Below are 24,888 nucleotides of genomic sequence, written 5' to 3'. Positions count from 1 at the left end.
CGCGGCCAGCGCCGCAGGGGCATTCGAATGGCCCTTATTCCCGTCCCGGATGAGAACTGACGGCCGTCGCCCCGCCTGTGTTCAATCGGTCCATCGCATCCGAGCCGAACACTGGAGGAGACGGCCGTGCACGATGACCGCGTGGCAGGGCCTGGGGGACGGACCGTGGTGGTGATCGGCGGCACCAGCGGGATCGGCGCCGCGATCGCAGGCCGCTTCGCCGCCGACGGGGACCACGTCATCGCCGCTGGACTCGACGCCGCGAGAGCCAGGCGCGAGCTGCCCGGCCAGGTGCGGACGGTGGACCTGGACGTCCGGCGGGAAAGCGAACTGCGTGCCTTCCTCGACACGTTCGAGGAACTGCACGTCCTCATCAACGCCGCCGGCGTCATCGCCCGGGGCCGGGAGTTCGACTCCGAGGTGTTCGCCGACGTCGTCGGGGTCAACCTCACCGGAACCATGCGCAGCTGCCTCGCCGCCCGCAAGGCCCTGGCCGACTCGGGCGGCTGCATCGTCAACATCGCTTCCATGCTGAGCTTCTTTGGCGGCGGCCGGGTCCCGGCGTACAGCGCCAGCAAGGGCGGCGTACTGCAGCTGACCAAGTCCCTCGCGGTGGCCTGGGCGGACGACGGGATCCGGGTGAACGCCGTCGCACCGGGCTGGATCCGCACCGGGCTGACCCGCGAACTGCACGAGAGCGCCGAATCGAACCGTCGCATCATCGACCGTACGCCGATGGGCCGCTGGGGCACGCCTGCGGACATCGTCGGCGCTGTGTCGTTTCTCGCTGGCCCCGACGCCGCATTCATCACGGGTGCCGTGCTGGCGGTCGACGGTGGATATCTGGCTGCCTGAGCCGAATCCCGCTCCCTGAATTCCCGGAAAGGACCGATGTCCATGGTCATCATTCCCACCTCCTCCACCGTACCGCCGGAGATCGCCGTGGCCGCCGTACCCGACGACGACCGGGTCTGGGTGCCGCAGGCGCCGAACGTGTGGTTCCGCCCGCTGCTGTTCAATACCGTGACCGGGCAGTGGTGCAATCTGCTCAAGGTGACCGCCGCCGGCATCGTCTCCCGGCATCGGCATCCGGGGGTCGTCCTCGGCTATGTACTCAAGGGCAAGTGGCAGTACCACGAGCACGATTGGGTCGCCGAGGCCGGCCACTTCGTCTATGAACCGCCCGGCGAGATCCACACGCTGGAGGTGCCCGCGGACTGCCCCGAGATGATCACGTTCTTCAACATCAACGGCGCCATGGCGTACGTCGACGAGAACGGCGAGCAGACCGGCTACGAGGACACCTTCACGAAGATCGACATGTGCCGGGCGCACTACGCGAAGAACGGTCTCGGGGTCGACTACGTCGATCAGTTCATCCGCTGATGGCGCCTCAGGAACCTCACGAGAAACAACCTGAACCATTCAACTATCGGTGCGCCGAGGGTAACGTTCTCGCCGATCTCGGTGATCGGAGGACAGCCATGGACCTCAACAGCGTGCACCACTACCGCATCGACTGGATCGCGAGCTTCGTGGCGGTGGCGCGCCACGGCAGCTTCTCCGCCGCCGCCCGGGCCCTCTACCGCTCCCAGCCCCGGGTCAGCAGCCATGTCGCCGCCCTGGAGCGGCTGGTGGGCTGGCGGCTGGTGGACCGCTCTGTGCAGCCGTCCATCCTCACCCCCGAGGGGCGCGGACTGCTGCCGCACGCCGAGGAGATCATCCGCCGACTCGATCTGCTCGCCGAGACGGCGGAGGGGGCGGTGTGCGGGACGGTGCGACTGGGCTGCTATCCGAGCGTCGCGACGTACCTGTACCCGCGGGTGGTACAGGCGCTGCGGGCCACGCATCCGCAGGTGCGCCTGGTACTGCACGAGGGCTCCAGCCTCGAGCTCGGCACGCAGCTCGCGGACGGCGGCGTCGACCTCGCCGTACGCCCGTTGCATCCGCTGGTCAACTCCGACCGGGTGGCGAGCGAGGTGCTGTGGCGCGAGCCGCTCGTCGCCGTGTTCCGCGCCGACCATCCGTTGGCCCGCATAAGGGAGGTGACGCTGGCTCAGGTCGCCCGGCTGCCGGTGATCAGCATCGGGGAGAGCGACGACGGCCACAGCCGCCAGTACGAGACCAACCTCGCCTTCGCGAACCACGGGCTGCACCCCGTGATCAGCGAACGCACCAACCAGCCGCAGACGCTGATCTCCCTGGTCCGCCACGGCCTGGGAGTCGGCATCACGAACGCGCTCGCCATGACCACCGCCAACACCGACGGCGTCTGCCTGGTCCCGCTCGCCGACGCGGGCTGCGAGCGCGTCGTCGCCGCCTGGTGGCGGCTGAACGAGGGTCCGTCGCCCGCCGTGGAGGCGGTACGGGACTGCCTGAGCCGGCTCTCCCCACCACAGTGGCCGTGGCCGGACGAGGCCGAAGGCCGGACCGACACAGCTGAGGGACAGCCGGACACAGGCGAGGACCTGACGGAGACCTCACCGGCGTCCTTTCCCTCGTCCTTGCCTTACACCGGATAGCCGCTGGCATCCGCTTGTCGAATACCCGCATACGAGCTCCAGCCTTAACCGTTCCGACAACCCGCTTCTACGGTTTCCCTGGCCGCGTCACCGGACTGGTCACGCCCTGACGGAAATCAGCCTCCGGAGTGCGGCGCCTGGCGCAGAAATCCCTGCCGAAAGCCTGCAGAGAAACGGAGTCACGACATGACCACGAAGCTTTCCGCCGACACCATTGCCGCATTCCGTTCCATCGCCACCGCCTCAGTGGCCGACGCGGTCGAACTGAGCGGTCGCCGCGGCTATCTGTCCGGTGGGATCCGGCAGATGCTCCCCGGGACGGGCCGGCTCGTCGGCCCGGCGGCCACGGTGCTTGAGGTGCCGTCGCCCGATCCGGCCCCGCCGGCCCACGCGTTGCGTGCCATCGACGAGTCGGAACCGGGCAGCGTCGTCTGCATCGCCGCCGGCGGCGCCGACGTGGCCGTATGGGGCGGACTGATGTCGGCCGGGGCGGTGGCCAACCGGGTTGCCGGAGCGGTGCTCGACGCAGGTGTTCGCGACATCGAGGAAATCAGCCGCGACTACCCGGGCTTCCCCATCTACGCCCGCGGCAGCGTGCCCGCGACCACAGTGGGCCGCTACCGCACGGTGTCCCTCAACGAGCCGGTGGAGATGGGCGGCGTGGCCGTACGCCCCGGTGACCTCATCGTCGCCGACACCGACGGGGTGGTGTGCGTGCCCTCGGACAGCGTCGCCGAGGTGCTTCGGGCGGCGCTGGAGATCGAACGGCGGGAGCGGGAGCAGACCGCGCTGATACTCGAGTCGGGTTCGCTGCGCGGCGGCATCGAGAAGCACGGCCGGATCTGAGCCGTGGACATCCTCGCGGTGGGTGAGCCGCTCCTCGAGTTCAACGCCCGGATCAGCGGTGCCCGGCCGGTCCAGGGCGACGACACGTTCACCCTCGGCTACGGCGGTGACACCTCCAACTTCGCCGTCGCCGCGGCCCGTTCCGGCGCCCGTACCGGCTATGTCACCCGGATCGGCGACGACGACTTCGGTTCGGCGTTGTTGCGGCTGTGGGAGCGGGAGGGGGTGGGCACCGAGCACGTCGTGCGCGAGGCCGGCGGACGGACCGGCATCTACTTCAACTCCCGTGCGGGGTCGGAGAGCAGGTTCACGTATTTCCGCGCCCACTCCCCCGCCAGCCGGCTTGCCCCGCAGGACATCCCGGCCGAAGCCGTCCGCGGGGCCCGCCTCCTCCACCTCACCGGCATCACTCAGGCGATCAGCCCGTCGGCCTGCGACGCGGGCTTTCACGCGATGGAGCTGGCCCGCCGGGCCGGGACGCTGGTCAGCTACGACCCGAACCTCAGGCCCGCCCTCTGGCCGGCCGAGCGCGCCCGTGCCGTGATCATGCGCGGCGTCGAGCTCTGCGACATCGCGCTGCCGAACCTCACCGAGGGCCGGGCCCTCACCGGGGAGGACGATCCCAAGGCGGTGCTCGACGCCTTCGTACGGCGGGGCCCGGCCACCGTGGTGCTGAAGATGGGCGCCGAGGGCGCGCTGCTGGCCCACGAGGGCACGGTCACCCGTATCGCCCCGCACCCCGTGCGGCAGGTCGACCCCACCGGGGCCGGCGACACCTTCGACGGCGCCTTCGCCGCCCGGCTGCTGGACGGCACTTCCGTGCCCGAGGCGGCCCGGTACGCGGCGGTGGCGGCGGCGCTCACCACGACCGGCCCCGGCGCGGTCACCCCGATCCCCCACCGCGACGCCGTCGAGGCTCTGCTCGACGGCGGCCGCCCCCCTGTCCGACCGTCCAGATCGATCAGGAGATGAGTCATGTTGCGCTCGAAACGCCGCCTCGCGGTGACGGCTTGCTCGGGCTTCGTTCTGCTGCTCGCCGGGTGTTCCGGCGGATCCACCGTCGACGACGACGTCGCCGGCGGTGGTGGCGGCAGCGCGAAGGCTCCGACCGAGGTCTCCGCGGGATACGTCTCGGCCATCGACCAGATCGGTCTGCCGGCCGGGGTCGAGGCCGGCTACTTCGACGACCAGGACCTCAATGTGAAGCTCGCCGACCCGTACCCGACCGGAGTGGACGCGCTCAATGCGCTCCAGGCCGGCGAGGTGGACTTCGTCCAGGTCGGCACGCCGGCCATCGCCGCCGCCCAGAAGGGCATCGGCCTGGCCCTGGTGGGCAACTACACCGGTTCTGCCAGCCGGCGCTCCATCGACGACACCATGGCCGTGGTGGCGAGCGGCAAGTCCGGGGTCGACGGGAAGGATCTGACGACCCTGCGGGGCAAGCGCGTCGGCGTCTCCGAGGGCTCCATCAACCACCTCTACCTGCTCGGGCTGCTGGAGAAGGCCGGGCTGAAGGCCGGCGATGTCAAGATCGTGAACACCGAGCCGCCGGACATGGCGGTGGCGCTCAAGACCGGCGGCATCGACGTCGCCATCATCTGGGACCCGTTCCCGATCACCATTACGCAGCAGGTGGACGGCGCGAAGGAGGTGCTGCGCGGCGGCGAGTACATCCCGTTCGTCGGCTACATCGTCACCACGCCCAAGTACGCCGAGGAGCACCCCGACATCGTGGAGCGGTTCCTCACCGCACGGGCGACCACGGACCAGTGGATGCGCCAGAACCCGGACAAGGCCGCCGATGCGGCAACCAGGTGGCTGCCGGGCACGCCGACGGACGTGGCCCTGGAGGCGATGCAGCACAACGTCAAGCAACTCGACCCGCGCTTCTCCGCCTGCAACTACCTCGCCCTGGACAGCCTCGCCCAGCTGCTGGCCGCCCAGGGCAACGTCGAGGCTGGCTTCGACGTCAACAAGTACTTCCGGCCCGGTCCGATCCTGAAGGTGATGACCGACGACGCGAAGCTCTTCGAGGACCTCCCCGAGATGCCGGCGTCCGCAAGGATCGAGAGCGGCTACGCCTTCGACCGCACGGCGGCCGGGAAGGCGTGCCCGTCGTGACGGCTCCGACCGTGAAGCGGCTCCCGCGGCGGCGCGGCCTACAGACCACCGCCGCGGGCGCGATGTGGTTCTTCGGGCCGCTCGCGGGGCTCGTGGCGGTGTGGGCCGTCGCGGTGTCGGCGTCAGGGGTACCGGTGCGGGTCTTCCCGCAGGTCGCGGATGTGCTCGGGGCGCTGGGCGATCTGTGGTCGAGCGGGGACCTGTTCCGCCATCTGGGCGCCAGCCTGCGGCGGATGGGCATCGGGATGGCGCTGGCGCTGGTCACCGCGCTGCCTTTTGGCATCGCGCTGGGGGCCAGCCGCGCGCTGTCCGAGTTCTTCTCGCCGCTGCTGCGGTTCTCGGTGGCGCTCGCCGGGATCGCCTGGATCCCGATCGCGACGCTGTGGTTCGGTTACGGCGACCGGGCCGTGATCTTCATCGTGTGGAACGCGATGTTCTTCGCGCTCACGTACAACGCGATGCTCGGCGTCCGGCAGATCCCCACCCAACTGCTGCGGGCCGCTCGCAGCATGGGCACCAGCCGGCTGCGGATGTTCTGGGAGGTCCTGCTGCCGGGCGCCCTGCCCAGCATCGTCACCGGGCTGCGGGTCGGCCTGGGCTACGGCTGGCGCGGTCTGGTGGCGGCCGAGATCATCGCGAGCGACGCGGGCCTCGGATACGCCCTGTTCCAGGCGCAGAAGTACTTCCGGACCGACGTGATCACCGCGTCGATGGTGATCATCGGCGTGCTCTGGCTGCTGATGGACCGGCTGCTGCTGGCGCCGCTGGAGCGGCGCACGGTCGAGCGCTGGGGGATGACGGGAGCGTGTGACTCATGACTTCGACCGCTGTCCCGACCGACGGCAGGCGCACGGCGCGTGGCTCTGGCCGGCGCGGGCCGGGAGCCGGCCGGGGACTTGCGTGGCGGGTGTGGCACCGGTGCCTGCGCAGCGGCACGTTCCGCACGCTGGGGCCGTTCGTGCCGGTGGTCGCCTTGTGGTGGCTGCTGGACGCGCTGGAGGTGTTCCCCGAGTCGTTCTTCGTCGGCCCGCCCACCGTGGTGGACAAGATGGGCGAGCTGCTTGAGAAAGGCATCCTGCCCGGCTATCTCTCGGACTCGCTCACCCGGCTGTGCTATGGCGTCGGCTTCGGCCTGCTCATCGGGCTCCCGCTGGGCTTCGCGGTGGCGATGATCCGGGTGGTGCGCCGCGCCTTCTGGCCGATCCTGCTGTTCTTCCAGGCCGTCGCGGACATCGCGTGGCTGCCGATCGTCATCGTGTGGTTCGGCTTCAGCCTCACCGCGGTGACGTTCGTCCTCGTCTACACGATCGTGTTCCCGCTGATGCTCAGCGTCGTCGCCGGTGTCGAGCAGGTGCCGCGCGAGCTTGTGCGGGCGGCGCGCAGCCTGGGCGCCGGCCGCTGGCGGGTGTTCCTGGAGGTGATCGTGCCCGGGGCGCTGCCGTCGGTGGCCGGCGGTGTCCGCACCGGTCTCGGCTACGGCTGGCGGGCCCTGGTGGCCGCCGAGATCATCGTCGGCACGAGCGGTGTCGGCTTCATGATGTTCGACGCCCGCCGGGTCGGCGACATCAGCCAGGTGTTCCTGGGCATGGTTGTGCTCGGCGCGCTCTGGTACGCGCTCGACGCCCTGATTCTGGCCCCGTTCGAGCGGGCGACCGTCGAACGCTGGGGGATGGTACGCACATTGGAGGCAGACGGATGACCGCGCTGGAGATCGACCGGCTGCACAAGGCCTACACGGACACCTACAGCGGTGAGGAGGTCACGGCCATCGACGAGGTCTCCTTCGCGGTGAAGGAGGGCGAGTTCGTCTCCGTCCTGGGCCCCAGCGGCTGCGGCAAGACGACCGTGCTGAACATCGTCGCCGGTTTCGTACGGCAGTCCGGCGGCACGGTTGTCGTCGACGGCCGCCCGGTCGACGGGCCGGGGCCGGACCGCGGGGTGGTGTTCCAGAGCCACGCGCTGTTCCCGTGGAAGACGGTGCTGGGCAACGTGGCCTTCGGGCTGCGCATGCGCGGCGTGCCGCGCGCCGAACGCAACGCCAGGGCACGGGAGTTCCTTGAGCTGGTCGGCCTGAACGGCTTCGCGCACCGGTATCCGCACGAGTTGTCCGGCGGTATGCAGCAGCGGCTCGGTGTGGCGCGGGTGCTGGCCAACGAGCCGGCCGTGATGCTCATGGACGAGCCGTTCGCCAGCATCGACGCGCAGACCCGTCGCAAGCTCCAGGAGGACCTGACGGGGATCTTCGAGACCCGCAGGCCGACGGTCTTCTTCGTCACTCATGACGTCGACGAGGCAGTGTTCCTCTCCGACCGCATCGTGGTGCTGTCCCGGCGGCCCAGCAGGGTGCGGGAGATCGTGAACGTGACGCTGCCCCGGCCACGCCGCTGGCAGGACACGGCGGAGCTCCCGGAATTCCGCCACATCGCGAACCGGGTCAACGAACTGCTGGCGGTGGACGAGGACACAGCGACCGGAGGCGTGGCGGGCAAGGACGTGAAGGGTGGGCACGATGCCGCCTAAGAGCTCGCTGCCGCGCCGGGCCGCGAAGAGCCCGACGCTCCGCAAGATCGCCGTATTGATCGCAATCGTGCTCGCCTACCAGATCTGGCTGAGCGTGCAGGCCCAGGGCAAGGTCGGCCCCGGCGTCGGCGCGGCCCGCGACGACCGCGGCCGCTTCCCGGTCGACGTGGAGCTCGGCTTCGCGCCGGAGCGCTATCACATCCTGCGCCTTCAGCTTCACGGCCGCATCGCGGGCACCGACGGCCACGTCGTGCACCTGCGGGGCGTGGCACCGGCGGGCGTGGACGAGCTGGCCCGCTGGTACTGGATCAAGCACATCGAGGCACCGAAGAGCGAGTCCTGACACAAGAAGAGGTTCCGGCATATCCGATATCGCTGATTCCTCTGACGTGAACAACGTTCAACCGCCTGCTCGTTCCCGCCGTACCCAAGCTCTGCCAGTGGATGTCCCGCAATCCCGACGAGGCGACGGCGCGCCGCTGTGGCGGCGGTGGTCCGGCTCGCCGCCCCGTACGCGAACCTTGGCGCCTCGCTGGCCCGCCGGGCCGCCGAGCGCACCCGCGCGGACGCGGGCGACGGCGGCACGACCACGCTCGTCCTGACGCAGGCGCTGGTCGTCGCCGGGATGCTCGATCGGCGCGGGGAGCGGATCCGATGGCGCTCGTACGGGGCGTGCGGGCACGGTTCAGGCCGTCGCCGGGCACCTCGACGACGCGGCCCGGCCGGTGTCCGGCGCGGTGGCCGCGGCCGTGGTGGCAACCGCCGCGGCCGGGGACGGGGAGTACGGCAACCTGGTCGGCAGGGCGTGCGCCAAGGCGGGCGACCATGGCTCGGTCTCCGTGGAGGAGGCCCATGTGGTGGGTGTGGAGCTGGAGTTCGCGGAGGTAATGTGCTTCGGCGCGAAGCTACTCAGCCCGTTCATGGTCACCCACGCGGAGCGCGGCGAGGCCGTACTGGACGATGCGTACCGGGCAGGATCGCCCATCTCGAACACGCCCGGCGCACCGCCGCCGACACTTGGGAGCGCGAGGTGATCGAGCGGCGTCTCGCCCGGCTGGCCGGCGGCGTCTGCGTCCTGCGAGTGGGCCGGGCGACGAACCCGGAGCGCGCCCAGCGGATCACCGGTGCCGTGGCGGCGGCCCGGGCGGCACTGGCCGAAGGCGTCATGCCGGGCGGCGGCACGGCCCTCGCCCGGGCGGCGGATGTGCTCGACAACGGGCTCGGCCTCACCGGGGACGAGCGCACCGGCGCGCTCGCGGTCCGCTGGGCACTGGCGGCACCGCTGCACCGGATCGCGGCCAACTCCGGGGCGGACGACGGGCATGTCGCTGCGACGGTCGCGTGGCTGCGCGAGTGACACGCTGGGACGCGACGGCCCGCGCGTACCGCGAACCTGGTCGCGGCGGGGGTACTGGATCTTGTACGCGTGACACGCACCGCACTGCACAACGCCGGCTCGGTCGCCGCGCTGCTCCTCACCGTCGGCGGCCTGATCACCGACCACCGCCCACCCGACCCGGTCCCGCCACGGGCATGGGCATGGGCACCCACACACCAGGGCGGTGAGCAGGCCAACGGGCGTAAAGCACACGGTTATGCGGCTGGACAGGTATACGGCTATTCGGAATGCGGATCGGCCCCCGTCCGAAACCAGGACCGGGATTGTCCGCCGTTGGGCGTGGCGGTAGACGGGAGGCATGCTCCGCACCGATCTGCGTCTCGAATGGCTCGTCTCGTTCCTCACCGTCGTCGACACCGGAAGTTTCAGCGCCGCAGCAGAGGTCATCCACCGTTCCCAGCCCCGGGTGAGCGTGCATGTCGCCGCCCTGGAGCGGGAGGCGGGCGTGCCGCTGTTCGACCGGGATCGCCGGCCCGTGTCGCTCACCGACGCGGGCGCGGTGCTCGCCGAGCACGCCCGTACGCTCCTGCGGCAGCTGGCAGGCGCGGAGGCCGCCATGGCCGGCTTCCGCGGTGAGGCCCGCGGGGTGGTGACGCTGGGCAGCTATCCCAGCGCCAGTGTGGCGTTCGTACCCCAGTTACTGGAGCGGATGGCGCGGACCCGCCCAGCGATCAAGGTGATCCTGGTGGAGCGCTCCACGCTGGAGCTCGACGGGGCGCTGGCCGCTGGCGAGGTGAACATCTGTCTGCGGCCCATGGCGCCGCCGGCCGGACCGTCGGTCGAGTGCCGCCCGCTGTGGCGGGAGGGCCTGATCGTGGTGCACCGCCCGGACCACCCCCTGGCCCGGCTGCCGGAGCCGCTGTCGGTGGCCGACGTCGCCGAGTACCCGGTCATCACCATCGGCCGGCTCGGTTCGCCGGAGGCGATGGGCTTCGAGACCTATCGCGCCTTCCGCGAGCGCGGTCTGGAGCCGAACGCCGTCCAGGCCACGAACCAGCCGCAGACCCTCATCTCCCTGGTCCGCAGCGGCCTCGGCGTCGGCGTCACCAACCTGTTGGCGGTCGCCACCGCCGACACGAACGGCGTGGTGGCCCGCCTCCTCGACGTCCCCTGCGGCCGTCGCGTCGGGGTGCACTGGAGCACCACCAGCCCGCTGACCCCGCCGGCCCGCACCCTCCTGCGCGAGATCGAGGTGTCGGACATCCCCGTTGGCACTACAAGGCTGCACCGATCGATGCATTAGCCCTGGGTATGCAGCGGAATTGGGATGGCTGACGCCCCGACAGCAGAAAGGTGCCGTTGACCTGCGGTGCACGGTCGCTATACCGCTGGCTGGAAGATCACCGTGGACGACGAGAAGGCCATCGCGAGGCCACCTGGGAAACCTCCCTGCACCAGGACGGCAGCCTGCAGGAGGGCTACTTCGTCGCGGAACTGACCGGGCTGGACACCCGTGGGGGCCGGCCGGAGGGCATGTGGCTGATCGTGCGCCGCGTCAGACCGACCCATCGGCATCTGAAGAAACTGACCGCGTTCGAGAAGCAGACCGGCTGGCGCTACTGCATCACCGCGACCAACATCTGCCACATGTGGGGCATCGCCGTCTCGGCCCACGCCCAGTTCCTGGACATACTGCACCGCTCCCACGCCGGCGTGGAAGACCGGGTACGCACCAACAAGGCCACGGGACTGGGCAACCTGCCCTCACAGTCGTGGGAGGTCAACCGCGGATGAATGCTCGCCGCCAACCCCCCGCCGACCTGGACGCATGGCTACGGCCGCTGACCCTGCACGACATCTACGACCTGGCCGACGCCGATCCGGCCACCATGCGTTTCCACCTCATCACCTGCCCGCCCGCCTCGCCGACCACGCACGCCGCCTCTTCCTACGCATCGAGACCACCTGGCCCTGGCAACCGCGTTCACCACCTGCTGGAACCGGCTGACCGCCCTGCCCGCCGTCACCTGACGACCAATCCATCAGCCCGACGGGACCAAATGGAGCGTACGACCTCCAGGTGCCGTGGAACCCCGGCGCAGCCGCAGCGACACACGAAGGCCCCACCTGCCACCACGCGGGGCAAACAGGGCGAACCGACAGCCCGGTCAGGCAATCACAACCGCTGAAGAATCAAGGTTCGGAAACTTTCCGATTATCGAAACCGAATATCCGGTACGCAATTCTCCCGTTCACTCTCAAACGACCTGGGTTCATCCGGGTTCCGAATACGGCCATACGAGCCACGCGCTTAACGCCCGCCCCAGCCCTCCCTACCGTATGACGCACCAACAAAAACCGAATCCACTGGGGCCCGGATGCAGACTGAAGGAATATCCCGAAGAGCAATACTCGGCGGCGGAGCAGCCACGGCCGGCGCGCTCACCCTGGGCCCGCTGCTCGGCAACACGGCGGTGGCGGCCGACAACACCACACCGGCCGGCGCCGCCGCGGCACAGGCGGCGAAGACCGACTACGCGGCAATCGGCGTACGTCCGCTGATCAACGGACGCGGCACGTTCACCGTCCTGAGCGGCTCGCTGATGCTGCCCGAAGTACGGAACGCGATCGACAAGGCGGCACGGGAGTACGTCCAGCTGGACGAACTCGCCGACGCCATCGGCAAGCGGCTCGGGGAGCTGACCCAGTCCGAGTTCGGGCTGGTCAGCTCCGGCTGCTCCGCCGCGCTGGGACACGCAGCCGCGGCATGCGTGGCAGGCGGCAACCCCGATCTGCACGTACAACTGCCGGATCTGACCGGCTTCCGGAAGACCGAGGCGATCATCCCGAGGCACTCCCGGAACGTGTACGAGGCGGCGATCAGTGCCACCGGGCTCAAGGTCGTCGAGGTGGACACCCGCGAGGAACTGAAGGCGGCGCTCGGACCGCAGACCGCGCTCGTCTACATCATGGCCATGCCCCGCGTCGATAAGAGCGAACTCGACACCAAGACCATCTGCGACATCGCGCACGCCGCGAACGTGCCGGTGCTGGTCGACGCCGCCGCAGAAATCCTCACCATCCCCAACGTCCACCTGGAGCGGGGCGCCGACCTCGTGGCGTACAGCGGCGGCAAGGCGCTGCGCGGGCCGCAGTCAGCCGGGATCCTGCTCGGTCGCAAGGACCTGGTGCGGGCCGCCTGGGTACACAGCGCACCGCACCACGGCTGGGCCCGTGGGTTCAAGGTGGGCAAGGAAGAGGCGATGGGGATGCTCGCCGCCGTGGAGATGTGGGTGCAGCGCGACCACGAGGCCGAGTACGCAACCTGGACCTCGTGGCTGAAGACCATCTCCCGCCGGGTCTCCGTGGTGGACGGCGTCAGCTCGGAGATCCTCCAGCCTGAGGGGCTGTCCAACCGGACCCCGTCCCTGCGGATCCTCTGGAACGCCGCGAAGCTCGGCGTCGCAGGCCAGACCATCGTGGACACGCTGTACAACGGCGCGCCGCGTATCGCCGTCAACGCCGCGAGCAGCGGCGGCCAGACCGGCCTCTCCATCACGCCGTACATGCTGGAGCCCGGCAACGAGAAGACCATCGCCGACGAGGTCGTCAAGCTGCTCAAGAACCCTCCGGCGGCGCCCGAACCACCCAAGCCGCCCACCGTCGACGCGACCGGCACCTGGGCGCTGAAGATCACGTACGCGGCCGGCACGTCCACCGCGCACGAGCTGAAGCTGAGCCAGGACGGCGCGCGGATCACCGGCACGCACAGCGGCGAGTTCGTCAGCCGGCCAGCGACCGGCAGCGTGAGCGGCGCCACGGTGTCCGTGCGCAGCCGCTACGGCGAGGAGCACGGCGACTCGCTCGACTACGCCTTCACCGGCACGGTCGACGGCGACGGCTTCAGCGGCGACCTCAGCCTGGGTGAATACCTCGGGGCGTCCTTCACCGCCACCCGTCAGTCCTGACCGGCGGCACCCACCCCCCGCATGTCGTGCACTGAACATCCCCTCCCCCGTATCAGCACTGGAGGAAGTGTGTCCTCGAACCGACGGGACTTCATCCGCAAGACCCCAGTAGTGGCCGCCGCCGTCGCGGTACCGGCCGTGGCGGGCGCCGCCCCCGCGGCGGCCGCCGACACTCAGAGCAGCCGCCGGCCGCACAAGGAGGTGCACTACCCGAACGGCGGCACCCCGCCGGAGAACCCGCTGTTCAGCCCAATTGTCACGTACGGCGGCATGGTGTTCATCTCGGGCATCGGCGCGCACTTCGAGGGCGACATCCGCGCCCACACCGACCACGTCCTCAACGAGGTCCAGCGCTACCTGGAGTCTGTCGGCTCCTCCATGGAGAAGGTGCTGAAAGTCAACGTCTACCTCAACTCGCTGGACGACTACGACGGCATGAACGAGGTCTTCCGCGGCCGCTGGGGCGCCGCGCCCGGCGTGCGCACCACCATCGCCGCCGCCGGGGGCATCCCCGGCAACTCGCTCGTCGAGATCGACTGCATCGCCGTCATCTGACCACACATCAGCTGAGTTTGGAGTCCGTATGCACGCGAGAGATCAATTCCGCCGGGTGACTCTCCCGGCGGCACTCACTCTGGCGCTGGGCGCCTTGATCGGCACCACGATGACGGGTGGCGCCTCGGCCGCCACCTCCGGCGGCGAGGCCGCCGAGGCGTACGACCTGGTCGTCCGGAACGGCCACGTCATCGACCCGAAGAACCACGTCGACGCCGTCCGCGATGTCGCCATCAAGGACGGGAAAATCGCCAAGGTCGCGGAGCGGATCGATGCCTCGGCCGCGAAAAAGACCGTCGACGCGTCCGGGGAGTACGTCACCCCGGGCCTCATCGACCTGCACGCCCACCTCTTCCCCGGACCGGAAAACGCCTACAAGAACGGCTGGGCCGGTGTGGCGCCCGACGGCTTCACCTTCCGCTCCGGCGTGACCACCGCGGTGGACACCGGCTCGTCGGGTGCGCGCAGCTTCGACCTGTTCAAGAAGAACGTCATCGACCGCTCCAAGACCCGGGTGCTCGCGTTCCTCAACATCGTCGGCGAGGGCATGGCGGGCGGCGACTACGAAAGCGACCTGGGCGACATGGACCCGGACATGGCCGCGGCGAAGGCCAAGGAGAACCCAGACACGATCGTCGGCATCAAGACGGCGCACTTCACTGGACCGGAGTGGACGGCCGTCGAGAACTCCGTCAAGGCGGCCGAAGAGGCGGACATCCCAGTGATGGTCGACTTCGGCAACAACCGCCCCCAACGCCCGCTGGAGCAGTTGCTCACCGAGAAGCTCCGCCCCGGCGACATCTACACGCACGCCTACTCCGGGCTGCGCGGCGAGCTGGGCAAGGACGGCAAGCTCAACCCGGGCATGTGGAAGGGCCGGGAGCGGGGCGTGCTGTTCGACGTAGGCCACGGCGGCGGCAGCTTCGGCTGGGACGTCGCCATCCCGGCGGTGGAGCAGGGCTTCCTGCCCGACACAATCTCCACCGACCTGCACATCGACAGCATGAACTCCGGCATGAAGGACCAGTCCAACGTCATGTCGAAGATGCTGACGCTGCGCATGCCGCTGAAGGACGTCGTCAACGCCTCGACCTGGGCTTCGGCGAAGGCGATCCAGCGGCCCGAACTGGGGAACCTCTCGGTGGGCGCGCCGGCCGACCTCGCGGTCTTCACGCTGGAAAAGGGCAAGTTCGGGTTCGTGGACAGCTTCGGCTGGCGCGTCGACGGCAACCGGAAGCTGTCGGCCGAGGTGACAGTCCGCGCTGGGAAGGTCGTATGGGACCTGAACGGCCAGGCAGCCCAGAAATACACACCGGCGGCGAGCCGGTTCACGGCAAGCACGGACGAGCACTGAGGTACGGACGTGTTCTGACGCCCTGACGCGAACGGACAACGGGGCGGGATGCCTGGCGCAGCGCTCGGCACCCCGCCCCTCTCGCACACTCGGCCGCCACAAACCGCGGGCCTCCTGGTGCCCTTCGCCCCGCTGCGCCGACTGCCTGCTGGACAAAGGGTGTGCGGACCGGTCTTCGCCGGAAGCAGCGACCTCGGCAGGGCGGATGCCGACTTCATCGCGGGTGGGCTTCTGATCGACTGCAAGGCCACAACCCGCCCCCACAAGATCGGCCGCGCCGAGGTGCAGCAGCTCGCCGGATACCTGCTGCTCGACTACGACGACACGTACCGGATCGACCAGGTTGGGTTCTACCTCTCCCGCCAAGGCGCCCTCATCGCCTGGACCGTGCCCGAATTCCTCACCGCTCTCGGCTCACGGGAACCGCTGCCTCAACTGCGCGGAGAACTGAGCGACCACTGGCGCCAGACCCGCGTCACGAGAGTTGCTGGAGCGAGTAGCTCAGCGCACTCTCGGCGGTGATGCCGCCGCCGTAGCTGAGGCGGCGTACGAAGTGGCCGACCGCGGCGTTCCGGTGGCGTCGTCCCCAGCGGAACAGACGGCGCCGGTGAATATCGTCCCGCGCCGACCCGTTCTGCTCACCAGTCGGCCGTATCGACAACGGGCAGCCTGCACCTTGATCGTCTGAATCCAAGGCGGGTACGCTGGCGGCCGTTACTGTGCGTGGTGCAGCAAGGACAGTCGGCTGAAGGCTGGCGACCGGGCTGGCTGCAGGATGCGGGGGGGGGCCAGGTTGGATAGCTCTATAGCCGTGGCAGCTGGTGTTCCGCCCATCCATTTCGGAGTGCACGAGCTCCGCACCGGAAGCGCGGACGGGGCGCGAGCCGACTTCGAGAAGATGCTCGCTCAGCTTGCCGCCGCTACCACTCCGAATGTTCGGATGATCGCGGCCAACCCGGGTGACTGGGGAGTCGACGCCTTCGCTGGCGACCTCGGAGGCGCCATCACCGTCTGGCAGTCCAAGTACTTCATGCCTATCACCACGACCAAACACGCGCAGCAGATCCGCGAGTCACTCGCACACGCGCTTCAGGCAGCGGCGGACAACGATCACACCATCGCGATCTGGATCCTGTGCATCCCCTCCAGCATGGACGGCCCCGCAGCGAATTGGTGGGACCGTTGGAAGAAGAAGCAGGAGGAGGAGCACGACATCGTCATCGAGCTTTGGGACGAGACCGTACTCGTACAGAAGCTCCAGAGCCCCGAGGGCGACCATGTGCGTCGCGCCTACTACGAGCCCTACACACCGGCGCTGGCCCAGGAGCAGCTGCGGCTGGTCCTGGACGTGGAGGACGACAAGGCTGCAGCGCTCGACTCGGCTCTCTTCGTGCGGCAGATGACGGAGGCCGGCCACGTCGAGCTGGACTCCGCCAAGCAGCAGTTCTTCAACGCCGATCTGGTCGCACGCGAGATCGTGCACAAGGCGGTGCCTACAGAGGTGGCTGCGCTCAGGTCCGCTGATGCCACCTTGCATGGTGTGTGGGAAATGCAGTTCAACGAGTGCTCTGCCGAAGATGCCATCAAGGCTCTCCATGGACGGGTCTGGCGCGAGGTGCGTAGCGAGCACGACAAGCTGCCGAAGGTGCTGCGTCTGGAGTTGGTGCACAGCTGGGGGTTGGTCCACCGGCTGGTTGACAACCGTCGGGCCGGCTGGGTCAAGCACTGGCGGCAGATCGCAAGCGGTCATCCCGACGGCTGAGACCTCACGATGACCCTGTCCCGCTAGACAACTGAGGAGGAGCACGCCGTGGAAGCACACCGGCCGGTAGTGATGCCGGAGGATGAGGTACCTTTCCGGCTCGCTCAGTTGCTACTGCTCCTTGACGCGGTTGCCGGGCAGGACGCGAACGGGGCGAGCTTGGAACGCATCGGCTACTACGACTTCCTGTCCGCGAACCCCTTCCTCGTGGTCCCTTCCGAAGGCCGAGAGGCCAGTCTCCTTCGCCTGGCCGGGTTCGACCCGCAGGTTTTGGCATACGCCTCTTCCTCGCAGCGGTTCACCAGCCGTCGGGAGCGCATCCAGCACGACCTCGCGCTCCTGGTCGCCTACGGGTGCTGCCAAGTCCGCAACCACAAGGGCTCCCTCGCCTACTCGATCACAGCGGCTGGGCAGGAGCTCGGTGGACAATTCACAGCCACCTACGCCACCTCGTTCAGTACCGCGGCCGGCATCGTCGTGGGTCGGCTCCGCAAGCTCAGCGACAAGGGTCTGCGGGAGCAGACGGCCCGGTGGCTCCGGCCGGACGGGCACGGTGGCCCTGCGGCTGCCCTCATGAGTGTCCTGGGCCCGGGCCCGCGGGTGTCCGCAACATCTTGGGAGAGATGACCACCATGGAGCCGCAACCCGGCATTCGGATCCGACGCCTACGCCTGGCCGGGATCGACCGGGCCTATGACGTCGACTTCACAGTCGAGCAGCAGGTACGGAACCTGTCTGTGATCGCCGGGGCGTTCAGCTCGGGCAAGACCGCCGTGCTGGAGTTCATCGCGTACGGGCTCGGCGCCAAGAGGCACCCCCGTCACCAAGAGGTATTGCGGAAGGTCCGCTCCTGCCTTTTGGAGGTCGAGCTTTCCGGCGAGCCTCATTTGATCGAACGGTCGGTCGGAGAGCCTTCAAAGGTCGCCTTCGTACGTCGCGGATCACTGGACAGTAAGCCCATGTCCAGACCGGAGAGCAAGCTCATCGAGCCGCCCGGCTCTTCGGAGAGCCTGTCCGCGCTCCTGCTGAGCCACTGCAAGCTCGAAGGCGTCCACCTGCGTGAAGCCCCCACCAGCCGCGAGTCCCGCACGGACCCGCTCAGCTTCCGTGACCTGATGTGGCTGGCCTTCCTTCCCAACGAACGTGTCGCGGACAAGAACTTCCTCTTCGAGAACGACTACATGCGCAAGCACAAGCTGCGGCAGGTGGTCGACGTTGTCTTCGGGGTCCACGACGACCGTGCCGTCGAGCTCGGCCAACGCATACGGGAACTCGGCGGCCGGCTCAACCATGCGAAGGCCGACCTTGCAGCGGCGCGTGCCTTTGTCGAGGAACAAGCTCCCACCACACTTGGCGATGCCATCTCACCTCTTGCCTACGAGCGGGAACTGGCCGACATCACCGCTCAGCTTCAGAACCTGGACCGGGCCGCTCAGGCGGGGACGGCCTTCGCAGCCCGGCTACGCCGTGAACACCAGCAGGCCGCCCAGAGCTCCCGACGGGCGGCAGCGGTCCTGCGGGACTGCGAGACGCAACTCGCTCGCCTGCTCCCGCTGCGCGCGCAGTACGCGGACGACCTCCTCAAGCTCGGCATGCTGGGCGAAGCCCAGAAGCTCTTCGACCCGCTGAGTGTCACCGCCTGCCCAGCCTGCCTGAACCGCCTGCCGGCTCCCCCGACAGCCGCCAGTGGGCGCTGCAGCCTGTGCAGTCACGATCTGAACGACGCTGACGGGACGCTGACCTTGGGCGCTGCCGACGTCGGCAGCGCGGCCGAAGGCAACCGCCTGGACGTTGCGGCCGAGACCCGGTCCACCAAGGCCCGCCTCAAAGAGATCACCGCCTACATCGAAGACCTGGACGTCTCACTGGCCGCGCTTAAGCTCCAGGCCGAAGACGCGGCGATCCTTGAAGAACAGGCTTCCGCCGCGCTGGATGAGGCAACCTCGCCCGCGGTATCACCATTCCTCGCCGCTCGCGACGACCTCCACCGCAGGCGCGAACAGGTACTCCGTCTCGTCGACCAGGCCGAAAGCACCGTGAAGCTTCAGGAAGGGCTCGCCAAGCGAGCCGCCACGGTGGAACGCCACGAGGCCGACATTGCCCGTCTGCGCGATGAACTCGCGCAGCTCGGGGACGTCACACTCGACCGCGATCGGATCATCGGCCAGATCAGCAGCCGCTACGGCGACCTCCTTCGGGAATGGCGCTACCCCAAGGTCAGTCAGCCCTTTATCAAACCTGACCTCACGCCATTTGTACGCGGTGAGCCCTACCAGGGAGCATCCTCGGGCGCCCGCACGCTCCTGACCCTTGCCTGGCAGCTGGCCGTCTTCGAAATCGCCGTCGAAACAGGTGCCGCGCACCCCGGCTTCCTCATGATCGACAGTCCCCAGAAGAACCTCGGCCACGGCGGCACCCTCGATGCGGTGATCGCCGATGCCGTCGCCATCGACGACGTCTACCACCACCTCTCCGTCTGGCTCGCAAACCGAGGTACCGGAGCGCAGCTCATCGTCGTCGACAACAGCCCGCCGCTCCTCGCGGAAGGCAACGTGGTGGCGCGCTACAGCCGAAACGAGGACCAGCCTCCCTACGGGCTGATCGAAGATGAGACCAGCGCAGAAGCGGAGGGGGCTGGACGCTAGAGCTCCACAGCACTTCAGTTGCACCCATCGCTATGGCTGAGCTCCACGGTCGACGGGGCGGCAGAGCCGGCCTGCGGGCGGCGCTGCTCAATGATCACCCGTGAACTCCTCGGCCGCAGAGTGGGGCCTTTTGCCGCATGCGGCTGATCGCATGGTCAGTACGTGGGCTACCGGCCGCGGCGTGTTCGGCAACGCGGCGGGTGGCATGAGCGTCGTTCAGCAGCATCGAGTGCCAGGTGTTGCAGGCTGCGCGGCAGGGCATGGCATTTCGCCTCCGCGTCGTAAGGGCCGCCCAGGCGCCGGCTGCGGTAGATGGCGTGTCGTGCTGACCCCCACGGCTACGGGTCTTATGGCGTCCTCCCAACGGGAGCGTTCAGCCAGGCCTGCACTGGCGCGAGGTCGCCGTGTGGGCGCAGCAGTTCGCGGGCAAGGACGCCAAAGCGAAACCGGAAGAAGACGGACGATGCCGCTGAGGAGAAGCCGGTCCTGAACTTCGAGGCAGGCAGACTCCGGATCAGCCTCCAGCGTGTACCCGTGAAACTCCTTGCAACCGGAGCAGCGGTCACCATCACGCTACTCACCGGCGCCCGCCCCTGGCTGCTCTGACCTCACCTAGGGGTGTGCCCCGCGGAACGCGCAAAGTGACCGCGGGGCACGCTCGATCACCGTCCTGTCACGGTGCCCACGTCCGACCGTAGATCCGTCCCAGCGGCGCCGCATCTCCAAGGCATCCCTCACCGACGTTCGGCTCCCGCCTGCCACAACTGCTCCCACGTGCACTGTCGTACAACGCTCGCCGGCACGGGGAGTTCCCGCACATGCATCACGTTGCCGTCGTACCAGCAGTTCCACCGCACCCGGTCCTCGTCGTCACGGGACGCGATCAAGTCCAGCCAGCTCCGCGCGTGACCTACCGTTTCCTTGTCGAAGCACGGAAAGTGCTCGCTGATCAACTGGTATTGCTTGGTCGTCGCGATTTCGCTGTCGTACCAGGCCTTGCCTCGCCCCTGCTCTCCCGGATCGGCCCCAGCGGAGATTTTCTCCTCGGCAGCCGCCAGATACGCGGCGGCTGTCTGCACCTTCGTTACGTACTTCTCGACCTTTGCCCTGATCGGGACGCACGCGGCCTGCTCACGTCTCTCCGCTTCCGCCGCTCCGACATTCAAGAGAACGAACACGGTGACGATCCCGCCCACGACGGCAAGCGCAGCCGCTGCCAGCAGGAAGAATCTGATCTTTACACCCAGCGTCACTGCGTGTCCCCCGAGGCCGAAACCGGATCTGTCTCTAATCTATCCACTGGCACCGCCGCCACGGAGCGGCGGACCTGCTCCATCTTCAGAGGCTCTGGCTTTGGCCCTTGGCGAACGACGCACTGACGACATCCGGGGCAGTCGTGACGCTGCGATGCCAGCGTCCTCAAGGGTGATCGGCCCGTGCTGAGAGCCGATCGCTTCGGCAGAACGACGCTTACGGTGTCGTGCGCGACTGAGGTTGGGGCGTGTTGGCCTGGCGGGTTGGCTGATAGGTGATTACCGCTCTGCGGTGCGGTCGGAGACGAGGCCGGCGATGGCCAGATGGGTCTCGGTGTAGTACTCGCGGCGGCCGAGGTACCGCTGGAGGGGCCTCCACTGCTTGTGCTCGGCGTTGGCGTGCTCGACGCAAATCCGCTCCGAGGATTGCTTCTTGCGGGCGCCTCCCAGGCGGTGACCTCCTCGGCCGACGCGTCCTTGGCGGGCTTCTTCGGCGGCGCCTGGACCTGGTCGGGAAACCGTTTGGCCAGGCCCCGGTATCCGGCATCCACCTTGGCCTTGACCTGCGGATATTGCTCGAAGAGGGCCTCGATCCCCTCGGTCTTGACCGCCGTCTGATCATGCATGCGACCTGGCCGGACCGCGCCGGTCCACAGAGTCCGGCCCTGTCCGTCGCTGATGACGGTGGCCTTCTTGGTATTCTGCCGCATCTTGCCGGACACGAACACACGCCGGCCGGGGCGGCCCGCCTTCGGACGCCGGACCCGTACCTCGGTGCCGTCCAGGCGTAGCTCAACACCCTTCGCGGTGGCGTAGGCGAAGACATCGGCCAGCGTGTGCAGACGCAGTCCCGCCTCGCCGGGGACCGCGAAGCCCCGCGCCGCCAGGAGCGGACGGATCTCATGGACAGCCCGCGTGACGGTGGAGCGGTCCACGCCGTAGAAGACGGCGAGGGCGGCGTGCGGAAGCTGGAACCGCAGGATCACCAGGGTCGCGATCACCCGATCGGTGAAGACCAGTTGATGGCTGGGTCCGCCGCCCTCGGCGCGCAGGCGCTCATGGCCTCGGCGTTCGCCCAGCCGGGACTCTTCCCGCGCCATCCACGGGCCGGCCAACTCGGCGATGAGCGCTCCGAGTCGACGCCTCGAGATGCCCGTGCAGATACGATGCGAGAGAGCCGTACGGGCCAAGGATCGCTTCACAACCATCCCAACCCGTACGGCTCTCCTCACGTTCCCGACCAGCCGAAACCACTGTCGTACACAACGCCGTAAGCATCAAGCAGGAGGAACTCGCCGACGTCCTGAACATCGGCCAGCCGAAGGTCAGCAGGGCCGAGGCCGAACTCCGGGCCAAGGGCATCGTGCGCTACCGGAGCAGGGGCCGTATCGAGGTCCACCCACTCTTCGGCGTGTTCGAGAGCCAGGCTGCCATGAAGAGCGCCGCTCTCCAGGCACTCGAAGAGGGCTGGGATCTCCGGTTCCACAAGTCCGCCGACGGCGGCCAGGACGACGGACCCGACGGAGACGGCGGCCAGCCTCTCGCCGTCGTGGTTCCGATGCCCATCCTGCGCAAGGCCAGCTGACCACACCGCTCTCTGCGGCCACCACGCCCGGCATACATGCCCCCGAAGGCATATATGCCGGGCGCAGCATTCTCCACACGCATGCTCCCCGACCTGCTCCTTGGCGTCGCCCACCCACCAGGCATGGGCCAGAAGCAATCGTGAGACGAATACTCTGCCCACTCCGGGCCCGCCCCTTCCGCCCACTCACACGCCCGCAAAGTATGCGTCTCGCGAATACAAGGCGCGCGACCTGATAGGCAACCACGGCGACTTAAGTATTCGTTCAACGAATACTTCAACCGTCCGCACGCGCCCCTAAAGTATTCGCCATACGCATACTTCAACCCGCCGCCGGAGGGTGCCCTACGCCTCGCGTCGGCCGGCCACCTCGCGCTCGCGCCGGGGACGGGCCGTCAAGTCTGCGCCCGAGGCCGCTTGGTGATCCGGACTCAAGCCCCTCGAGGAACCCCCGGCAGCGGAAAGGCACTGCCCAGCGCAAGTGTGCTGGAGGCGTTTCTCAGGGTGTGCGACGTGCCACAACCTCTGGCACGTACCTGGCTGACGGCCCGCCAGCGGGTCGCCGACAACGAAGAGGCGCACGCGCGGGCAGTAGTGCGGCCGCAGCCCATCACGATGCACGAGCAGATCGAGTACGCCGCAGTGCTCCGAGAGCAGGACGAGGAAATCAAGATCAAGGTCGGGCACCCCCGCGAGCCCCCGCCCGACGACTACGAACTCCTCCACTTCCCCGAGCCCGACCATCCGGACCCGTACGACGACGACACTCTCGAGGCCATGGAGGCCGAGGCCAAAGCGGCGATGGGGACACCGGCCGAACAGGAGGCAAGGCCCGCTGCCCTGCGAGCCGAACTCAAGGCAATGCTCGCCCGTACCCAGTCGCCCTGATCTCGGCCGCTCGCCCGCATCCGGCGCTCCGTCCATGTCGGCGCCGGGGTCCTGCTCGTGCTCAACGCCCTTGACCGGAGCGTCGGTGGTGCGGCCGCCGGGAAGCGCTGCGCGGGCGCCTTGGCGCCTCGGAACGGTCAGTGGGTCCGGAGTTCGCCGAGGAGAATCCGGCCGGGACGGTTGTGCGGGCGGGGGCCGGGTTCTGCACGGCGGCGGGCCGGGGCCGCGGGGCGCGGGCGATGACTCTGGCGTGCGGGATCAGTGGGGCGCAGGTCTGGCAGACCTCCTCGACACTCCATACCCGGCCCACCGTGGGGTCGTGACGCAGGATCATCACGACGCTGCCGGTGCAGTACACCCGGTCCTGCGCGTGCGCGGCGCAGGTCTGCGCGCGGCAGTGGCATGCGGCGTTGGGGCGGATCGTGGCCGCCTTGGCGTGGGCGGCAGCGTGGCTGGCTGCGAAGGTGCGCAGTGCCGCGAGATCCTTGGACCGGGCCGGCATCCGGCATGCCGCGGTGCTGCAGGTGATGGTGGCGGAGCGGTCGGCGTGCCCGGTGAGGCGGACCGTCCAGGACCGTCCGGGGATGCGCTCGGTGGTGGATTGGTAGGCGGTCGTCATTGGCCGTCCGTTCGTTGGTGCGCGGTGGGTGTCGGTCCACTATGTGCTATCCAGTCGCTGGTTGGTCAGCTCTTTTCGGGTACGGATGGTGTGGTCCCAGGTGGTGATTCCCCGGGATGCCGTGGTGTCCCATCTGGCGGCCGGGCAGGACTGGTTGGGCGCGCTCCGCGCTGTGTGTGCGCTGCGCGGGGTCCGGAGCTCGCCGTGGGCACCGCGGCGCGGTGTACCATGAGGGCCCAGTCATCGGGGTGGCGTCGGAGCGAGACTTCGCCGGTGTGGCTGAAGCCCGTCAGGAGGTTCTGGCTCTGGGCTCGGTCGGGCACCGGTTGAAGTGTTCCATGAGCCGCTGTTCGCCCTGTTGACGCTGATGCTTCAGATCGGTCCGGCGGGCGTCCGTGGCGGGCCTGATGGCCTCCCCGCCGAAGGGGGCTCCGCAGCACGTCAGGCCACGGCTGGCTCGCACCTCGCGGTCCGGTGACAGAGTGAGCTGTCAGGTTCTGACCGACGCCAGGACGCTCGTGTGGGCCATGCTGGAGACCTCAACCAGGGGAGGCCCATGAACTACAGAGATCACGCCATCAAGTACGCCGAAGAGCGCGGGTGGGAACATGTGACGGCCTCGATGACGCTGGGCTCGACCCGGGCGACGGTCGAGGAGTTCCGCAAGGGCGGGAAGGTCGTCGTCGCGACGTTCATGAACTTCGACGCACTCACGGACTGGTCGGACTACTGGACCTTGGGCCACTACGACTTCGGTGACGGCCGCCATGGTCGCATCGAGGCCGTCCAGTCCCATTCTGATCAGAAGCAACTGAGCCTGGAAAGGGCCCTTGACGAGCCTGCATAGTCCTGCAGAGACCGACGTTCCTGGCGGGCGCCCCTAGGTGCACGGTTGCGGGCGGCCGGTTCAG

General features: G+C 68.6%; 26 protein-coding genes and 2 pseudogenes. 25 read left to right on the top strand and 3 right to left on the bottom strand.

All coding sequences use genetic code 11. The features are described from left to right. Positions 1 to 126 precede the first annotated feature (126 nt). From ACFU8W_RS24430 to ACFU8W_RS24330, 21 genes are all read left to right on the top strand, one after another. Positions 127 to 855: an SDR family NAD(P)-dependent oxidoreductase gene (locus tag ACFU8W_RS24430; protein WP_384040899.1), complete on the top strand. Its 729-nt coding sequence runs from the start codon at positions 127 to 129 to the stop codon at positions 853 to 855. A gap of 42 nt (positions 856 to 897) precedes the next feature. Then, the gene (locus ACFU8W_RS24425; protein WP_384040896.1) at positions 898 to 1,386 is read left to right on the top strand and encodes a 2,4'-dihydroxyacetophenone dioxygenase family protein; all 489 of its coding nucleotides are present in this window, start codon (positions 898 to 900) and stop codon (positions 1,384 to 1,386) included. 98 nt (positions 1,387 to 1,484) lie between these two features. Beyond that, positions 1,485 to 2,522, top strand: coding sequence for a LysR family transcriptional regulator (locus tag ACFU8W_RS24420; protein WP_384040894.1), 1,038 nt, complete (start codon positions 1,485 to 1,487; stop codon positions 2,520 to 2,522). 186 nt (positions 2,523 to 2,708) lie between these two features. Continuing rightward, positions 2,709 to 3,368, top strand: coding sequence for an RraA family protein (locus ACFU8W_RS24415; RefSeq protein WP_384040891.1), 660 nt, complete (start codon positions 2,709 to 2,711; stop codon positions 3,366 to 3,368). A gap of 3 nt (positions 3,369 to 3,371) precedes the next feature. Then, positions 3,372 to 4,340, top strand: a complete 969-nt coding sequence (locus ACFU8W_RS24410) for a sugar kinase (protein ID WP_384040888.1) — start codon at positions 3,372 to 3,374, stop codon at positions 4,338 to 4,340. Between the two features lie 3 nt (positions 4,341 to 4,343). Continuing rightward, positions 4,344 to 5,489, top strand: a complete 1,146-nt coding sequence (locus ACFU8W_RS24405; RefSeq protein ID WP_384040885.1) for an ABC transporter substrate-binding protein — start codon at positions 4,344 to 4,346, stop codon at positions 5,487 to 5,489. Continuing rightward, complete coding sequence (locus ACFU8W_RS24400; protein WP_384040882.1) at positions 5,486 to 6,307, top strand: ABC transporter permease; 822 nt, start codon at positions 5,486 to 5,488, stop codon at positions 6,305 to 6,307. The genes ACFU8W_RS24405 and ACFU8W_RS24400 overlap by 4 nt, the downstream gene beginning before the upstream one ends. After that, a complete protein-coding gene (locus tag ACFU8W_RS24395) occupies positions 6,304 to 7,188 on the top strand; it encodes an ABC transporter permease (protein ID WP_384040879.1) in 885 nt (294 codons plus the stop codon). The genes ACFU8W_RS24400 and ACFU8W_RS24395 overlap by 4 nt, the downstream gene beginning before the upstream one ends. Continuing rightward, complete coding sequence (locus tag ACFU8W_RS24390; protein ID WP_384040876.1) at positions 7,185 to 8,009, top strand: ABC transporter ATP-binding protein; 825 nt, start codon at positions 7,185 to 7,187, stop codon at positions 8,007 to 8,009. Before ACFU8W_RS24395 ends, ACFU8W_RS24390 begins: the two co-directional genes overlap by 4 nt. After that, positions 7,999 to 8,352, top strand: a complete 354-nt coding sequence (locus tag ACFU8W_RS24385; RefSeq protein ID WP_384040873.1) for a hypothetical protein — start codon at positions 7,999 to 8,001, stop codon at positions 8,350 to 8,352. Before ACFU8W_RS24390 ends, ACFU8W_RS24385 begins: the two co-directional genes overlap by 11 nt. A 406-nt stretch (positions 8,353 to 8,758) precedes the next feature. Beyond that, positions 8,759 to 9,043 (top strand): hypothetical protein, encoded by a 285-nt coding sequence (locus ACFU8W_RS24380; protein WP_384040870.1) that lies wholly within the window; start codon positions 8,759 to 8,761, stop codon positions 9,041 to 9,043. Beyond that, the gene (locus ACFU8W_RS24375) at positions 9,040 to 9,366 is read left to right on the top strand and encodes a hypothetical protein (protein WP_384040869.1); all 327 of its coding nucleotides are present in this window, start codon (positions 9,040 to 9,042) and stop codon (positions 9,364 to 9,366) included. Before ACFU8W_RS24380 ends, ACFU8W_RS24375 begins: the two co-directional genes overlap by 4 nt. Positions 9,367 to 9,706: 340 nt before the next feature. Then, positions 9,707 to 10,651: a LysR family transcriptional regulator gene (locus tag ACFU8W_RS24370; protein ID WP_384040866.1), complete on the top strand. Its 945-nt coding sequence runs from the start codon at positions 9,707 to 9,709 to the stop codon at positions 10,649 to 10,651. Positions 10,652 to 10,707: 56 nt separating this feature from the next. Beyond that, the gene (locus ACFU8W_RS24365) at positions 10,708 to 11,142 is read left to right on the top strand and encodes a hypothetical protein (protein WP_384040863.1); all 435 of its coding nucleotides are present in this window, start codon (positions 10,708 to 10,710) and stop codon (positions 11,140 to 11,142) included. Positions 11,143 to 11,726: 584 nt separating this feature from the next. After that, entirely contained in the window at positions 11,727 to 13,316 is a 1,590-nt protein-coding gene (locus ACFU8W_RS24360; RefSeq protein WP_384040860.1) for an aminotransferase class V-fold PLP-dependent enzyme, read from the top strand. Between the two features lie 69 nt (positions 13,317 to 13,385). Next, positions 13,386 to 13,871 (top strand): RidA family protein, encoded by a 486-nt coding sequence (locus ACFU8W_RS24355; protein WP_384040858.1) that lies wholly within the window; start codon positions 13,386 to 13,388, stop codon positions 13,869 to 13,871. A 28-nt stretch (positions 13,872 to 13,899) separates the two neighbouring features. Next, positions 13,900 to 15,225, top strand: coding sequence for an amidohydrolase/deacetylase family metallohydrolase (locus ACFU8W_RS24350; RefSeq protein WP_384040855.1), 1,326 nt, complete (start codon positions 13,900 to 13,902; stop codon positions 15,223 to 15,225). A 48-nt stretch (positions 15,226 to 15,273) separates the two neighbouring features. After that, entirely contained in the window at positions 15,274 to 15,747 is a 474-nt protein-coding gene (locus ACFU8W_RS24345) for a hypothetical protein (protein ID WP_384040852.1), read from the top strand. Positions 15,748 to 16,069: 322 nt separating this feature from the next. Next, on the top strand, positions 16,070 to 16,987 hold the full coding sequence (locus ACFU8W_RS24340) for a serine/threonine protein kinase (RefSeq protein WP_384040851.1): 918 nt from the start codon (positions 16,070 to 16,072) through the stop codon (positions 16,985 to 16,987). A 48-nt stretch (positions 16,988 to 17,035) separates the two neighbouring features. Next, positions 17,036 to 17,614 carry an ABC-three component system middle component 2 gene (locus ACFU8W_RS24335; protein WP_384040848.1) on the top strand — a complete coding sequence of 193 codons (579 nt, stop codon included), beginning with the start codon at positions 17,036 to 17,038 and terminating at the stop codon, positions 17,612 to 17,614. Positions 17,615 to 17,724: 110 nt separating this feature from the next. Continuing rightward, entirely contained in the window at positions 17,725 to 19,632 is a 1,908-nt protein-coding gene (locus ACFU8W_RS24330; protein ID WP_384040845.1) for a DNA recombination protein RecN, read from the top strand. A gap of 734 nt (positions 19,633 to 20,366) precedes the next feature. Here ACFU8W_RS24330 and ACFU8W_RS24325 read toward each other — a convergent pair. Beyond that, positions 20,367 to 20,885, bottom strand: a complete 519-nt coding sequence (locus tag ACFU8W_RS24325; RefSeq protein ID WP_384040842.1) for a hypothetical protein — start codon at positions 20,883 to 20,885, stop codon at positions 20,367 to 20,369. 279 nt (positions 20,886 to 21,164) lie between these two features. Then, positions 21,165 to 22,093: pseudogene (locus tag ACFU8W_RS24320) on the bottom strand (transposase family protein). On the opposite strand from ACFU8W_RS24320, the pseudogene ACFU8W_RS24315 reads away from it, so the two are divergent. The 3 genes and pseudogenes from ACFU8W_RS24315 to ACFU8W_RS24305 form a co-directional block, all read left to right on the top strand. Continuing rightward, a pseudogene (locus tag ACFU8W_RS24315) lies at positions 22,078 to 22,224 on the top strand (hypothetical protein); the annotation flags it as partial. The pseudogenes ACFU8W_RS24320 and ACFU8W_RS24315 sit on opposite strands and share 16 nt — an antisense overlap. A 72-nt stretch (positions 22,225 to 22,296) precedes the next feature. Then, entirely contained in the window at positions 22,297 to 22,470 is a 174-nt protein-coding gene (locus ACFU8W_RS24310) for a hypothetical protein (protein ID WP_384040839.1), read from the top strand. A gap of 513 nt (positions 22,471 to 22,983) precedes the next feature. Next, positions 22,984 to 23,358, top strand: a complete 375-nt coding sequence (locus ACFU8W_RS24305) for a hypothetical protein (protein WP_384040837.1) — start codon at positions 22,984 to 22,986, stop codon at positions 23,356 to 23,358. A gap of 61 nt (positions 23,359 to 23,419) precedes the next feature. Here the strand turns inward: ACFU8W_RS24305 and ACFU8W_RS24300 are convergent, their stop codons facing one another. Further along, the gene (locus ACFU8W_RS24300) at positions 23,420 to 23,977 is read right to left on the bottom strand and encodes a hypothetical protein (RefSeq protein ID WP_384040834.1); all 558 of its coding nucleotides are present in this window, start codon (positions 23,975 to 23,977) and stop codon (positions 23,420 to 23,422) included. A 556-nt stretch (positions 23,978 to 24,533) separates the two neighbouring features. Here ACFU8W_RS24300 and ACFU8W_RS24295 point away from each other — a divergent pair. Next, a complete protein-coding gene (locus tag ACFU8W_RS24295) occupies positions 24,534 to 24,824 on the top strand; it encodes a hypothetical protein (RefSeq protein WP_384040831.1) in 291 nt (96 codons plus the stop codon). Positions 24,825 to 24,888 lie beyond the last annotated feature (64 nt).

Source organism: Streptomyces sp. NPDC057565, assembly GCF_042801455.1.
GTDB lineage: Bacteria > Actinomycetota > Actinomycetes > Streptomycetales > Streptomycetaceae > Streptomyces > Streptomyces yanii.
The sequence above is the reverse complement of the archived record's forward strand: the minus strand, read 5'-3'. Positions and strand labels throughout refer to the sequence as shown.

What these genes read in the sequence shown, in the direction of transcription:
- ACFU8W_RS24425 (WP_384040896.1), top strand. Translation starts at nt 898, where the DNA reads ATGGTCATCATTCCCACCTCCTCCACCGTACCGCCGGAGATCGCCGTG.
- ACFU8W_RS24420 (WP_384040894.1), top strand. Translation starts at nt 1,485, where the DNA reads ATGGACCTCAACAGCGTGCACCACTACCGCATCGACTGGATCGCGAGC.
- ACFU8W_RS24415 (WP_384040891.1), top strand. Translation starts at nt 2,709, where the DNA reads ATGACCACGAAGCTTTCCGCCGACACCATTGCCGCATTCCGTTCCATC.
- ACFU8W_RS24405 (WP_384040885.1), top strand. Translation starts at nt 4,344, where the DNA reads ATGTTGCGCTCGAAACGCCGCCTCGCGGTGACGGCTTGCTCGGGCTTC.
- ACFU8W_RS24395 (WP_384040879.1), top strand. Translation starts at nt 6,304, where the DNA reads ATGACTTCGACCGCTGTCCCGACCGACGGCAGGCGCACGGCGCGTGGC.
- ACFU8W_RS24390 (WP_384040876.1), top strand. Translation starts at nt 7,185, where the DNA reads ATGACCGCGCTGGAGATCGACCGGCTGCACAAGGCCTACACGGACACC.
- ACFU8W_RS24385 (WP_384040873.1), top strand. Translation starts at nt 7,999, where the DNA reads ATGCCGCCTAAGAGCTCGCTGCCGCGCCGGGCCGCGAAGAGCCCGACG.
- ACFU8W_RS24370 (WP_384040866.1), top strand. Translation starts at nt 9,707, where the DNA reads ATGCTCCGCACCGATCTGCGTCTCGAATGGCTCGTCTCGTTCCTCACC.
- ACFU8W_RS24360 (WP_384040860.1), top strand. Translation starts at nt 11,727, where the DNA reads ATGCAGACTGAAGGAATATCCCGAAGAGCAATACTCGGCGGCGGAGCA.
- ACFU8W_RS24350 (WP_384040855.1), top strand. Translation starts at nt 13,900, where the DNA reads ATGCACGCGAGAGATCAATTCCGCCGGGTGACTCTCCCGGCGGCACTC.
- ACFU8W_RS24345 (WP_384040852.1), top strand. Translation starts at nt 15,274, where the DNA reads ATGCCTGGCGCAGCGCTCGGCACCCCGCCCCTCTCGCACACTCGGCCG.
- ACFU8W_RS24300 (WP_384040834.1), bottom strand. Translation starts at nt 23,977, where the DNA reads ATGACGACCGCCTACCAATCCACCACCGAGCGCATCCCCGGACGGTCC.
- ACFU8W_RS24295 (WP_384040831.1), top strand. Translation starts at nt 24,534, where the DNA reads ATGAACTACAGAGATCACGCCATCAAGTACGCCGAAGAGCGCGGGTGG.